Source organism: Nodosilinea nodulosa PCC 7104 (assembly GCF_000309385.1).
GTDB classification, from domain to species: Bacteria; Cyanobacteriota; Cyanobacteriia; order Phormidesmidales; family Phormidesmidaceae; genus Nodosilinea; species Nodosilinea nodulosa.
In genome coordinates, this window is record NZ_JH976537.1 from 2,452,986 (window position 1) to 2,465,702 (window position 12,717).

Consider the following 12,717-nt stretch of genomic DNA (forward strand, 5'->3'; position numbering starts at 1 on the left):
GTCAACTAAATTTATGAGGCGATTTGGGGAAAAGCTTTATCAACTAAGGACTCGGCGGGGCTTGACACTGACAGAGCTAGGTAATTTGCTAAGCGTCCACAATACATTTGTATCACAACTAGAGAAGGGCAGGAAGGTTCCTAACGCTGAAATGATTCTTAGGGTGGCAGATACTTTCGGCATAACTACCGATCAACTAATGCGTGACGAGTTGGATTTACCAGAAGAAGAAGACTGAAACGCTGAAACACTGTATAACAAGCCCAATGCACCCGACCGGCGAGAGTTTATTGGTTGAAGTTTTAAGGTCATCTGCGGCGGGTGATTGGGAACGTTGAGCAGTCGCAATTAGGTATCGGAAGTAAAGAAGCAAAAACAGGCATGAAGACCCAATACTACACAGCCACAAGCCTTGACGGGTTCATCGCTACTGAAGATGACTCGCTGGACTGGCTGTTTTCGCTTGGCGACCTGAATGAGTCCAGCTACCCAGAATTCATCGCTGAGGTAGGTGCATTGGCGATGGGATCGGCCACCTACGAGTGGATGATCCGCAATGCCGATGAAGTTGCTGCCGAAACCGGGTCATCGTGGCCGTACACCCAGCCTGTCTGGATATTGACTAGCCGCAAGATTCCGGTAATCGAGGGTGCAGACATCCGATTTGCAAAAGGGGATGTGCGCCAAGTTCACAATGAAATGCGGTTGGCTGCGGAGGGCAAGAACATCTGGATTGTGGGAGGCGGTGACCTGGCAGGTCAGTTCTATGATGCTGGGCTTTTGGATGAGCTAATCGTTCAGATTGGGTCGGTTACCCTGGGCAGAGGTAAGCCGCTGTTTCCCCGCCGGGTTCTATTTCCAACCCTGCGTCTGGTGTCGGTTCGACAAATCGGCAGCGGTATGGCTGAACTTCGGTATGAAGTGGAACAGTAGTTTTAGCCTTCTCCATCCGTCTTACGCTCCACCTCTTGCACCAGAGCATCTAGCTCCTTCTGCATGGTATCGACCACCTGGTGATAGCACGCTTTCACATAGGCGCGATCGCGGCTGGCCTCATACCCGGTGCGCTCAAACACAATCGGCGGACACACCCGCGTATGAATTTGGCTGGGCCAGGGAATATTCGGCAAGGGGCCAACGGCCAGGCCCCAGGGCAGGCCAAGATAGATGGGAAACACCTCTGGATCGATGCCCAGCAGCCAGGGAATGCCCAGATCGTGGATTTGCTTGACCTGCTCGTAGCAGTCGCCCAGCACAATTAGCGTGTCGTGGGCACCCCAGGAGATAAATGGCACAATCGGCAGCGAGTGCCACAGGGCCAGGCGAATAAACCCGGTGCGCTGGTTGAAATAGATGCGATCGCGCAATCGATGGGGCCGAAATGCATCCTCGCCGCCGCCCGGATACACCAACACGCTGGTGCCCTGGTCTAAAACCGCCATGGCATTGCGAGCATAGAACGGAATCGCCCCCACCCTGGCGGCCATTTGGGCGATCGCCGGATACACCTGCCACATTTTGGCGTGGGCCAAGCCGTAAACTTCGCGATTGTAGCCAAACCGCCGAAACCAATCGACTAAAAACATCGGCAGGTCGGGGGTGGCCAAACCGCCATTGTGGGAGCCTACAAACATGAGCTGGCCCTGGGGCGGAATATGCTCCCAGCCCTGGGTCTGAACCCGAAAATAATTTTGATAAAACCACTCCAGCACCGGCATGAGCTGTCGAATAAACTCAGGATCTCGCTCGACGATAGGGGAATGGGGCAAGGCCAGAAATCCGTTTTTGATAGAGCAGGGTGAGCCTACACCGTTATATCATCTGCCTGGGCCGAAAAATAACGAAATATGGCCTAGAATACGCGATCGCCCCATTCTAGCGCCTAATCTGCCTGTTTTTGGCAACCTGTTTTTGGCAGAATGCTCATCCCCGGTGTTACCAGGCCCCAGCAGATTGGGGCACAAGGGTGACGGCTATTGTCCATTGCGAGGGAGCGGGGGAGCTAGGGAGCCAGGCGAGCTGGAATAGTCGGCCTGTTTCACACAGTATTGGCATGGGCAAAATTTCAGGGCCGTGCGGCGGAAATCTCTGCCCTTCTACAACCCGCACTCCCTCCATTGAGCGATGGGGCCAGCCCAGTTTAGCCGTTAGAACGTTAGACACTGCAACGATTGCCCACCTTTGTTTATTGGCCACACTTGCCAAATTTACTAACCATTGGTTAACACCTGGGCGGTGGTTGCTGGCTTCGCACAAAAGGAGGAAGCTCAATGGCTTCACAACACAGACGCGCGGTGGGCATTCTGCCCGATCGCCCCAGAACGGCCTCTGCATTGCAGGCGCTGAATGACTCAGGCTTTGCCATGAGCCATGTGTCGATCGTCGCCAAGGACCCCGACCGGCAGGGGGCGATCGCAGGCATTGATGTCAAAGGCGAAGTGAGCAACCAGGCCGATACCGGCGGCACCGTTGGGGCCGTCACGGGCGGCCTGCTGGGGGGTGTTACCGGGCTGCTGGTGGGCCTGGGCACGCTGGTGATACCCGGCATTGGTCCAGCGATGCTGGCTGGAGAGGCCGCTGTGGCGCTTTCCACGGTGGTAGGTGGCGCGGCGGGCGCGGCGGCGGGCGGTTTGGTGGGTGCCTTGGTTGGCATGGGCATTCCCGAGCACCGGGCCAAGCACTACCGCGACCGCGTGGCCCAGGGTGACTACCTGATTTTGCTGAGGGAAACTGAGCCCGAAATTGCTCGCGCAGAACGTACCCTGAGCGCCGCTGGCATCGAAGATTGGGGCATCTACACCATTCCAGCGGCGGTGCCCGAAGCTGCCACCGCTGCCGCTAGCGCCAGGTCCGGTGCTCCCAACGCTACATTCAGCGGCGATCGCGAGAAGGGCCGTGGAGATGACCGAATTGCCACTGGCGGGGTCAATCCTTCCGATCGTGGTGAATCCCCGGCGGAGAGGCGCTATCCCCAGCGGTAGGCGCCAAAAAAAGCTTCAGGAGCAGCGCTAACCCAGCGGGGCCAGCCAGGGCAACTGCCTGCCGCTGGCTGCCGCACCCCAGTCCATTTGATCTGATTTGATCTGTTGAGGAAACATCTATGAATATTCTGAAATCTATCCAGCGCGGGGCGATTGCCCTGTGCCTGGGCCTGATTTTGCTCACCACTAGCGCCTGCGGCAGCGCCACCCAAACCAGCGCCGCCCCTGGGCTGTCTCCCACGGCGGCCTACGGTCAGCTGGAGCGAGGCGATACCGCCAGCGGCGAAAGCTATGGCCGCTGGGTTATGCAAACCGCCAAAGGATTGGTCAGCGACGCCTTTGTGCGCGACAACGACAAGCTTGGCGTAGTCATCGCCCCCGAGGTCAAGCCCCAGGAGGTGAAGACCCTGGCCCAATCGCTGGTGCAGGGGTTCCACAAAAAATTCCCTAACCGCGACCTGAGCGTGCTGGTTTACGCCCCCGACAAGCAGCTGATTTTAACCGCCAACTACGACGACTCCACCCGCCAGGTCGAGTATCAGTAGGCGTCGCCCATTCTCTACACACCATTTCTCAAGCACTAACAAGCAGTAAAGCAAGAGAGTAGACCCCCTATGACTAGCAGCAAAGACTATAAACGCCAGATTATGAATGACCTGGCTGGCGGCAACGTCGAAAGTATCGACGCAAAAGCCACCCAGCCCGAGCGTGAATACGCCAATTTTGACGACTTCGCCAACCGTTCATCGCGCGAGGAGCGGCGGGAACTGGGGCGCGGGTTCCACCCCGATCGCATTCCCCCCAGTCAGATGGAGCCAGAACTGCGCCAGGCGATCGCCAAAATCAAGCCCAAGGAGCGCGACGACGTTGCCCGCGATCTGCTCAAGCACCTGAAAGGGCGCGGTCTGAGCGATCGCGACCTGGAGCAGCAGCTGGGCCTTTCGACCCACCATGCCAGCCGCATGAGCGAAGACGATGTGACCAAGCTGGCGGCCTTTACCTATCACAGCCACCCCGACATCTTTCAGGATGTGCTGGCCGATCAGCCCGGGATTATGAAGTTCTTCAGCAACCCGCTGGTGGGTGCGGCAGTGGGCGCGATCGCCGCCAAGTGGTTGAGCAAGCATTAAAACGCCCGTTTGCTGCTCTGGTATGACTGTAGGCGGTCTGGTTAAGACAGGTTGCGTATGAGCGTTCAAGCGTATGAGCGTTCGTGGGGCTTTTGGATGTTCTAACCGACAGGGCTCTGGCTGTAACGCCAGAGCGGCACGCCACCTGATTAGTTCGATCAATTGCAGAACCGCCGAGATGTTCCGGCGGTTCTGGCTGTTTAAAGAACGTGAGTTCGACAGAGAACACTTCTTGAGTAAACAGATGGCTCGTCCCCTCCGGGGAGGGGTAGGGGTGGGTTTTTCTGGGCTGAGAAGCCGTTTTCTCCGTATTCAGAAGCTTGCTTTCTGTCGCCATGTTGACCCACCCCGTCCTGCGGGCACCCCTCCAGGGAGGGGATGGGACCGACTTTTCTGCTGCATGAGACGCCATCGAACTGACGTTAAAGAGGTTTCTGGAACCCTATCCCGCTGGGGTCAGCGGCCCAGGGGTATGCTTAAGGTAAAGCGAATCGAACTAGCGTTGGCAGGGAAACAGGGTTTGCTAAATCGTGGTGGATTGACAGTTTGGCGGTGGGCGGCGGGGCTGGTTTTGGCCGTGGCGCTGGTTTTGTGCCTCACGGTCCCCGCCCAGGCGCAAACCTTGGGTGGCGCAGCCGTGCTAGAGCTAACGGTTTACCGCAGCCCCACCTGTCGCTGCTGCGGTCACTGGATCGACCACATGAAAGCCGCCGGGTTTGCGGTGCAGGATGTGGTCACCGACGACATGGTTGCCATCAAAGCCCGGTACGGCGTGCCGGACGATGCCGCCTCTTGCCATACGGCGATCGCCCATGGGGGCAACAGCAGCGATTATTTGATAGAGGGCCATGTGCCCGCCGCCGATGTGCAGCGGTTGCTCAGCGAGCAGCCCAACGTGCTCGGCATTGCGGCACCGGGGATGCCGATGGGTTCCCCCGGCATGGAGATGGGCGATCGGGTAGACCCCTACACCGTGGTCTCATTTACCCAAGCTGGCACAACGACCGCCTTTGCCGAACATCCCTGAATAGCCCAATTCTATGGCCTACTACCGCTGCCAGCCCGAGGCCTTTTCCGCCGCCTACCTGCACAACCTGCGGGGGGCCATTCAGTCGTGCCGCTACTTTGCCACCAACAACCTCAACCGCGATTTTGTCGCCACTAAAGGGTTTTCGGTGGTGTTTACTGGGGCGGGGCGGGCCGAGGTCGATCGCCAGTTTCCCTACTTCAAGCCCTACCTCGATCGGGCGCTTTTGCCCGACTGCAACGCCTTTTACCTCAACCCGCTGCTGCTCAAACAGGGGTCGCGGGTTGACCCCCACATCGATCGATCGCTCCGGTCGTACTGCAAAACCATCGACCCACCCGACCAGGTGAGCGTGCTCTACGTGCAGGTGCCCGCCGACCTGGCCAGCGGCGAGCTGGTGCTGCAGCGAGGGCGGCGGCAAGTGGCGCAGATTCAGCCCCAGCCAGGACTGCTGCTGCACTTTCAGGGCGATTTGACCCACTCCATTAATGCCATGGCCAGCGCTGGCAGTCGCCTCAGCCTGGTGTGCGAACAGTACGCCCTCGACGGCGCTGCCCTGGAGGATATTCCCGAGTTTTTGATTGAATCCAGGGCGTTGGCGAAACCCCTGCCCGGTAGAATCGCTGCGGCCAAAACCAGATCCTAAAGCGCCGATACAGTAACCATACAACATCTATACAACGGGGCCAATCCGCTCGGCTTTGTCGGCCTATTTGTCGGCCTTATTTGGCAGCCCTAGGGGCAGTTTGAGGCCAAAGTCAGTAAGCTATGTCAATACTGTTGAGCTGATGCAATGAGTTTGATTCAAGAAATATTTCTCGAAACCGATTGGGAAGAGGTCGAGCAAGCCCAGGCCGCCTGCGACGAACGGGCCACGGAACTGCGGGCGGAAGGCCATACCTGCACCTGCACCACCCTCTACCGCATCACCGACGGGCGGCGGGTTTTTCTGCTAGAGGCTCAGCACCCCGATTCCCTAGAGCCAGAGCACAAACCCTCGCGGCGAAAGCCCCCCTCGCGGCGATCGACCCCCAGAAGCTGAGTTTCGTTACCTCTGGAGCAGGCTCAACGCCACGGCTTCTGCCACCCGAATGCCGTCGATGCCGGCGGACAGAATTCCCCCCGCGTAGCCCGCCCCTTCCCCAGCGGGGTACAGCCCGGCGGTGTTGAGGCTCTGGCATTGCTCGTTGCGCTTGATGCGAATGGGCGATGAGGTGCGGGTTTCGACCCCGGTGAGCACGGCGTCATCCATGGCAAAGCCGTGGATTTGGCGATCGAAGGCGGGGATGGCCTCGCGGATGGCGGCGATCGCGTACTCCGGCAGGCTCTGGCTCAAATCGCCCAGCGTTACCCCCGGTTTGTAGGAGGGGTACACCGAACCAAACTCGGTGGAGGAGCGGTTGGCCAAAAAGTCGCCCACCAGCTGGCCGGGAGCGTCATAGGTGCCGCCGCCCAGCTTAAATGCGCCTTCCTCCAGCCGTCGCTGGAGGGCGATGCCCGCCAGCGGCCCCTCGGGGTAATCTGCGGGGGTAATGCCGACGACGATGGCGCTGTTGGCGTTCGACTCATCCCGCGCGTACTCGCTCATGCCGTTGGTGACCAAGCGGCCCGGTTCTGAGGCCGCCGCCACCACCTTGCCGCCGGGGCACATGCAAAAGCTGTAGACCGATCGCCCGTTTTCGCAGTGGTGCACCAGCTTGTAGTCGGCAGATCCTAAACGCGGATGCCCGGCCTGATCGCCCAGGCGGCAGCGATCGATTAAATCCTGCGGGTGCTCGATGCGAAAGCCGATGGAAAAGGGCTTGGCTTCAATGTACACGCCGCGATGGTGCAGCATTTCAAAGGTGTCGCGGGCGCTGTGGCCCACCGCCAGCACCACATGGTCGCTGGCAATAGTTTCACCGCTCTCCAGCCGCACGCCGCGCACCTGGCCCCGGTCGATGTCGAGATCGACGACCCGGCTCTGAAAGCGAATCTCGCCGCCGAGGGCTTCGATATTGGCCCGCATATTCTGCACAATTTTGACCAGCCGGTAGGTGCCGATGTGGGGCTTGTTGACGTACAGAATCTCAGGATTGGCACCGGCATTCACCAGTTCTGTCAGCACCTTGCGGCCATAGTGGTGGGGGTCGCTGACCTGGCTGTAGAGCTTGCCGTCGGAGAAGGTGCCCGCGCCGCCTTCGCCAAACTGGGCGTTTGACTCGGGGTTGAGATTTTTTTTGAGCCAAAAGCCAAAGGTGTCGACGCTGCGATCGCGCACCGCCTTGCCCCGCTCCAGCAGCAGGGGGCGCAGCCCCATCTGGGCCAGCAGCAGGCCCGCAAACATGCCGCAGGGTCCGGTGCCAATCACGACCGGGCGGGGCAAAGCATCCCCCAGCCCAGCCTTGCCCAACTGCTGGGGAACCTTCACCACGGGGCGGTAGGTCATATCGGGCGTCGGCGCCACGTGGGGATCTTTTTTAAAGCGCTTGAGGAGGGCTTGTTCCTTAGGCGTTTCGACATCTACGATGTAGACCAGGGTAATATTGCCCTTTTTGCGGGCGTCGTAGCTGCGCTTAAAAATGGTGAAGCGGCTCAGGTCTGCCGCCGCCAGGTGCAGCTTTTTGAGAATCGCCTGCTCCAGGGCGGCTTCAGGGTGGTCGAGGGGCAGTCTGATTTGGCTGAGGCGGAGCATAGGTCGCGGGAACACATTCCCAGGGAAGCGCAGAGGACCATCATGCCATATTGGCCTGGGGTCTTGCCAAGCTAGTACTCTGAGGCGGAAATATGCCGACTGTTCCAGCCCGCTTGGCTCCCTCGCTCCCCTGCTCCCTCGCAATTGGCAATAGTCCCCACACTTGTGCCGCAGTCTACTAGGCGATCGCCCGTCGGGAATCGCCTGCCGGGCCGCTGTAGCTGTGGGTGTAACGCAACGGTGTAGCCGCGCTAGCGAGGATATAGAACGATGAAACTCAAACTGCCCTGGGCACTTTTGGGGAGCCTGCCGCTGAGCCTGTTGAGCGGTTTGGGCGCAGCGGCTCTGGCCAATACGATTGAACTCAGCGTGCTGCCGCTCGATGGCCCGGCAGCGAACTGTCCCGCCAGCCTGACCGCCCACGAAACGCTGCGGCCCTACGTTGAGGGGAGCTACACCACCGACGGCATGATCAAGCTGCGGGAGATCGCCACCGATATCAGAGTGCTCCAGTCGGATCGCTTTAGCACCACCTGGGTGGGCACCCTCAAGCCCGAATATCGCCGCTGCCAGGCCTCCGGCGGCATGGCCAGCCTGGATGGCGAGGCCTACCAGGGGCACTCCTATATCCGAGTGCAGCTGTTCGGGGGTCAGGTCAAGGCCATTCTCGACATGACGGGAATGGGCGACGCCAACGGGTTTACCCCTGTAATCACCTACAAAGGCCTCCAGGAGGGCAATCCCCGCTGGACCTGGGCCGGTACCGACTAATTTCTTTATTCCCAGAGTTTATTCAGGCAAGATCTACCCAAGGTCGCACCAAGGCGGCGAATCTGGCTCCTAGAGTGAAGGGGCACTGGATTTTTCTGCCCGGATTTACGGCCTTAGACACCTGTGGATATCTATATTCTCGATCTGCTGATGATAGGCCTGCTGCTGCTGGCCGTAACCCTGGGCTCTGGGTTGATTGGCCGACTGCCGCTCTCCTACGCCCTGATCTATCTCCTGGTTGGCATTGTGCTCAGCCCCTACGGGCTGAACCTGATTCGGGTGCGGCCCGACGCGGCCCTTTTAGAACGACTGACCGAGCTGGTGGTTTTGGTGGCGCTGTTTAGCTGCGGCCTCAAGATGAATCGCCCGCTGAAGGCCTGGGCCTGGAATTCTACGGTGCGCCTGATCGGCTTTTTGATGCCGATTTCGATCTTTGCGATCGCCGCCATTGCCCATTTTGCCCTCAAGCTGGAGTGGGGCGAGGGCATTTTACTGGGCGCGATTTTGGCCCCCACCGACCCCGTTTTAGCCTCCGAAGTGCAGCTGTACGACCCCAAAGACCGCGACGAGCTGCGCTTTGGCCTCACCTCCGAGGGCGGCCTCAACGATGCCCTGGCCTTTCCCTTTGTCTACTTTGGGCTGCGCTGGCTCAAGGACGACGACTGGCAGAGCTGGTTTGGGCAGTGGGTGGCGGTGGATCTGCTGTGGGCGATCGCGGCTGGGCTGCTGGTGGGCATAGCGGTCGCCAAGGGGGTGTGCTGGCTAGAGCACTGGCTCGAAAAAAGCCACCCCCACGACGAGCTGATGGACGATTTTGTCGGACTCAGCGTTATTTTGCTGAGTTATGCCCTGGCTGAGCTGGTGCACGGCTACGGGTTTCTGGCGGTGTTTGTCGCCGGGGTGGCCATGTACCACCAGGGCCTCACGGCCGAGCGATCGGCCTCGCGCCTGCGGTTTATGGAGCGGCTCGAAAAGCTAGCCGAAATCGGGACGATTTTGCTGCTGGGGTCGCTGCTGCGGCTAGAGCCCATGCTGCGGTTTGCGGGTCCGGCCCTGGTAATTACCGGGTCGCTGCTGTTTATCATTCGCCCCCTGGGCGCGTGGGTCAGTACCATTGGCTCCCCGGTGCACCCCACGACCCGCTGGCTGTTTGGCTGGTTTGGCATTCGCGGCGTAGGCTCGCTCTACTATTTGACCTACGCCCTGGGGCAGGGGCTACAGCAGGAAACGGGCGAGCTGATCGCCTGGCTGACTCTGATTACCGTCGCCAGTTCGGTAGCGCTCCACGGCATTAGCTCTACGCCGCTAATGGGCTGGTATGAGCGCCATATAGAGGGCAACAACGCCCTGGAAAAAGACCTGCCCAACCTTGAATAGCCCGGTCCCCAGTCCGGGACTGGCGCTACACTTGGGGCGGCGCTGTTTCTGCTGGCCCGCCCATGACCACCTTTGTTGCCCTCGACTTTGAAACCGCCGATCGCTACCGCGACAGCGCCTGCGCCATCGGCCTGGTGAGGGTCGAGCAGGGCCAGGTGGTTGATAAAGCCCACTACCTGATTCGCCCGCCGCGACGGCAGTTTGAGTTCACCCACATCCACGGCATTACCTGGCCGCAGGTGGCCAGCCAGCCCAGCTTTGCCGAGCTGTGGCCCCAGCTGGCGGCCATGTTGGCCGGGGCAAACTTCTTCGCCGCCCACAATGCCTCCTTCGATCGCAGCGTGCTCCACGCCTGCTGTAAGGCCGCCAGTATTCTTCCCCCCGCGCCTGAGTTTGTCTGCACGGTCAAGCTGGCCAGGCAGACCTGGAACATTCGCCCCACCAAGCTGCCCAACGTGTGCGACTACCTGGGCATTCCCCTGAACCACCACGACGCCCTATCGGATGCGGAGGCCTGCGCCCAGATTGCGATCGCGTCAGCATGGTGTGCTGGCAGCGAGTTGCCAACAAGAGGATGACGCTTTATCTCTAGGCCATTTATAAGGTGTTGGGAGTAGGGAAATTAAACACGCCTTGTTCTGGCAAGCCTTTGTTGTGGGATGCTTTGCCTGGGGTTGAGGGGATTTAAGCCATGGCAGATCAGCGTTTCGACCGGGGTGCTGCGGGTATCTTCTGGCTGAAGGTGGCTCTCATCGCCGGGGTTTACCTGCTGCTACAGCTGCTGATGCTGACGGGCAGCGGCACGGGGTGGCAAAAATTTTGGGTGCTTCAGCCCGTAGAAACCTTTGACTACTGGGATGCCATTCACTACGCCAATTTAGCGGTAAATCCCGCCTGCGGAGCGTTTTATCCCCTCTGGCCAGCGCTGGTGCGATCGCTAGCCTCCCCCGAAACTGCGGCCCAGGCGCTCAGGGTTGGCATCCCAGGCTCAGAGCTGATTTTTTTGGCCTCGCTGCCCCTGGCGCTCTTGACCTTTGAGCGCATTGTTGGGCATCGACGCCTGGCGCTGCTGGCGTTTGTGCTTTACACCCTGGGGCCAAACGCAGTCTTTCAGTCGATTGGCTACACCGAAAGCCTGTTTGGGCTGCTGAGTCTGCTGTTTTTGCTGTGCCTGCACAAGGCCGAGCAGAAGCAGGGGCGGCAGGGCAAAATGCTGGCGCTCTACATCGCGGTATTTGGCCTATCGACGTTGCTCAATTTGGTGCGCCCGGCCCTGATTCAGTCGTGGTTTGCGATCGCCTTTACCCTGGGCATTTTGTGGCTGATTCAGCACCTTACCCCGTCCACCCAGGGCCGCCGGGAGATGGGGTCTCGGCCCCTAATATTGGCCAGTTTGATTGGGGCGGGTAGCCTGGTGGGCTACAGCATATTTGGCCTGTTCTGCCTGCGCACCACGGGTAACTTTTTTGGCCCCTTTCAGGCCCAGGTGGAGTGGGGCCGCACCCTGGCCTTTCGGCCCTGGCTGCTGGTGCTGCCCCGATCGCTGCTCTTCGACCTGCACGGGCTGTATACCCCCATGCTAGTTTTTGCGGCGCTGGGCTGGGTGCTGTGGGGAGCCTACCGGCAGCAGCAACTCCGGCTGAGCCTGCCCAAGTCGCCCTGGCTCTATATTTTCCTCCTGCATCCCCTCGCGTTTGTGCTCGTCATGCTGGGGCTGGGGCGCTTCGGCCAGCGCTGGCTAAAGCCGCTACCCGTCCAGCCTGGGGCGGTGCTGCAATCCGTGGGGCGGTTTTCGGTGCTATACGCGATCGCCTTCTCCGGCGTGCACTCGATCATCAATTTTCTGGCCAACTCCGGCTACCTCTACAGCACGGCCCGCCACTACTTCGGCACCCCCTATGCCTTTGTCGCCATCGGCGCGCTGCTGGCCGCCTTTGCCCTGCCCCAGCTCAACCGCCTGGCCTGGGTAGCTGCCGCCGCCGGACTGCTCTGGCTGGGAGAACAGTGGTTTTACTACGGCAGCGGTCGGTGGCTAGGCTGAGCGATCGCCGCTAGCGCTGCCGCTGGGGGCAACCGCCCCAGCACGCACCTCAACGGTGCCGCGAAACATGTTCATGCCGCAGGTAAACTCGTAGCGCCCAGGCTGCTCAGGGGTAAACTCGATCGCCGTGGTTTCGTTGATCGGCAGATCCTTGGCAATGCGAAAGCCGGGAAAACGCACCGCCTCCAGGCAGCTGCTGGGGTCTTTGCGGTAGAAGTTGAGCCGCACCGGCTGCCCCGCCTGCACCACAATTTGGCTGGGCTCGTAGCCCCCATCGACGGTGATGGTAATGTCTTGCCTGCCCCCTGCGATCGCGGCCTGGCGAGACCTGGGCTTGCTGAGCAAAAACCACCACAGCTCTAGCCCAACCAGGCTGAGGCCGCCCCCGGTGACGGCCACCTTAGTCCACAGGGGCTGTTCAATGCGCTGAAACTGCCCAGGGGGGTCTGCTGCGGCATTGTCCATGGCGCTGTGGGGCGTTTGGGCCGGGCCACTGCTGGCTAGGACAAGCAGTAGAGCCAGGCTGAGGAGACTGTTGAGGATGAAGGGTTTGAGTGGCATGGGGGGATTGGGGGTGGGAGGGCGTGGATGCGGGGGGGCGTGGATGAGTGGATGAGTGGGGGCGTGATGGCGTGGGGGCGTGATGGGGCGTAAGGGCGTAGATGTGGGGGGGGGGTGGGGCGTAGATGTGGGGGGGCGTGGGGCGTGGGGCGTGG

General features: G+C 60.3%; 15 protein-coding genes. 12 read left to right on the forward strand and 3 right to left on the reverse strand.

Features of this window, described 5'->3' with window-relative positions; all coding sequences use genetic code 11:
- Positions 1-13 precede the first annotated feature (13 nt).
- Together LEPTO7104_RS43585 and LEPTO7104_RS0111265 are read left to right on the forward strand one after the other, a co-directional pair.
- Complete coding sequence (locus LEPTO7104_RS43585) at positions 14-238, forward strand: helix-turn-helix domain-containing protein (protein ID WP_017298681.1); 225 nt, start codon at positions 14-16, stop codon at positions 236-238.
- Between the two features lie 143 nt (positions 239-381).
- Positions 382-933, forward strand: coding sequence for a dihydrofolate reductase family protein (locus LEPTO7104_RS0111265; protein ID WP_026072596.1), 552 nt, complete (start codon positions 382-384; stop codon positions 931-933).
- A gap of 2 nt (positions 934-935) precedes the next feature.
- On the opposite strand, the gene LEPTO7104_RS0111270 is transcribed toward LEPTO7104_RS0111265, so the two are convergent.
- On the reverse strand, positions 936-1,718 hold the full coding sequence (locus tag LEPTO7104_RS0111270; RefSeq protein WP_083887171.1) for a lysophospholipid acyltransferase family protein: 783 nt from the start codon (positions 1,716-1,718) through the stop codon (positions 936-938).
- Positions 1,719-2,270: 552 nt separating this feature from the next.
- Between LEPTO7104_RS0111270 and LEPTO7104_RS33515 the strand changes: the two genes are divergently transcribed.
- The 6 genes from LEPTO7104_RS33515 to LEPTO7104_RS0111305 all read left to right on the forward strand — a co-directional run bounded on the left by LEPTO7104_RS33515 (position 2,271) and on the right by LEPTO7104_RS0111305 (position 6,180).
- The gene (locus LEPTO7104_RS33515; protein ID WP_155523599.1) at positions 2,271-2,981 is read left to right on the forward strand and encodes a hypothetical protein; all 711 of its coding nucleotides are present in this window, start codon (positions 2,271-2,273) and stop codon (positions 2,979-2,981) included.
- Positions 2,982-3,100: 119 nt separating this feature from the next.
- Positions 3,101-3,526, forward strand: a complete 426-nt coding sequence (locus LEPTO7104_RS0111285; protein ID WP_017298686.1) for a hypothetical protein — start codon at positions 3,101-3,103, stop codon at positions 3,524-3,526.
- A 69-nt stretch (positions 3,527-3,595) separates the two neighbouring features.
- Entirely contained in the window at positions 3,596-4,111 is a 516-nt protein-coding gene (locus LEPTO7104_RS0111290; protein WP_017298687.1) for a hypothetical protein, read from the forward strand.
- 538 nt (positions 4,112-4,649) lie between these two features.
- Positions 4,650-5,138 (forward strand): DUF411 domain-containing protein, encoded by a 489-nt coding sequence (locus tag LEPTO7104_RS0111295; protein ID WP_017298688.1) that lies wholly within the window; start codon positions 4,650-4,652, stop codon positions 5,136-5,138.
- Between the two features lie 13 nt (positions 5,139-5,151).
- Positions 5,152-5,784, forward strand: coding sequence for a hypothetical protein (locus LEPTO7104_RS33520; protein ID WP_017298689.1), 633 nt, complete (start codon positions 5,152-5,154; stop codon positions 5,782-5,784).
- A 147-nt stretch (positions 5,785-5,931) separates the two neighbouring features.
- Positions 5,932-6,180: a hypothetical protein gene (locus LEPTO7104_RS0111305; RefSeq protein ID WP_017298690.1), complete on the forward strand. Its 249-nt coding sequence runs from the start codon at positions 5,932-5,934 to the stop codon at positions 6,178-6,180.
- A gap of 6 nt (positions 6,181-6,186) precedes the next feature.
- Here LEPTO7104_RS0111305 and LEPTO7104_RS0111310 read toward each other — a convergent pair whose 3' ends face one another.
- Complete coding sequence (locus tag LEPTO7104_RS0111310; protein WP_017298691.1) at positions 6,187-7,812, reverse strand: NAD(P)/FAD-dependent oxidoreductase; 1,626 nt, start codon at positions 7,810-7,812, stop codon at positions 6,187-6,189.
- Positions 7,813-8,082: 270 nt separating this feature from the next.
- On the opposite strand from LEPTO7104_RS0111310, the gene LEPTO7104_RS0111315 reads away from it, so the two are divergent.
- The 4 genes from LEPTO7104_RS0111315 to LEPTO7104_RS0111330 all read left to right on the forward strand — a co-directional run bounded on the left by LEPTO7104_RS0111315 (position 8,083) and on the right by LEPTO7104_RS0111330 (position 12,001).
- Entirely contained in the window at positions 8,083-8,583 is a 501-nt protein-coding gene (locus tag LEPTO7104_RS0111315) for a hypothetical protein (RefSeq protein WP_017298692.1), read from the forward strand.
- Positions 8,584-8,706: 123 nt separating this feature from the next.
- Positions 8,707-9,960: a cation:proton antiporter gene (locus tag LEPTO7104_RS0111320; protein WP_017298693.1), complete on the forward strand. Its 1,254-nt coding sequence runs from the start codon at positions 8,707-8,709 to the stop codon at positions 9,958-9,960.
- Positions 9,961-10,022: 62 nt separating this feature from the next.
- Entirely contained in the window at positions 10,023-10,538 is a 516-nt protein-coding gene (locus tag LEPTO7104_RS0111325; protein ID WP_017298694.1) for a 3'-5' exonuclease, read from the forward strand.
- Between the two features lie 113 nt (positions 10,539-10,651).
- Positions 10,652-12,001 (forward strand): hypothetical protein, encoded by a 1,350-nt coding sequence (locus tag LEPTO7104_RS0111330; RefSeq protein ID WP_017298695.1) that lies wholly within the window; start codon positions 10,652-10,654, stop codon positions 11,999-12,001.
- Here the strand turns inward: LEPTO7104_RS0111330 and LEPTO7104_RS0111335 are convergent.
- Entirely contained in the window at positions 11,993-12,562 is a 570-nt protein-coding gene (locus LEPTO7104_RS0111335) for a cupredoxin domain-containing protein (RefSeq protein ID WP_017298696.1), read from the reverse strand. The genes LEPTO7104_RS0111330 and LEPTO7104_RS0111335 overlap by 9 nt on opposite strands.
- Between the last annotated feature and the right edge of the window lie 155 nt (positions 12,563-12,717).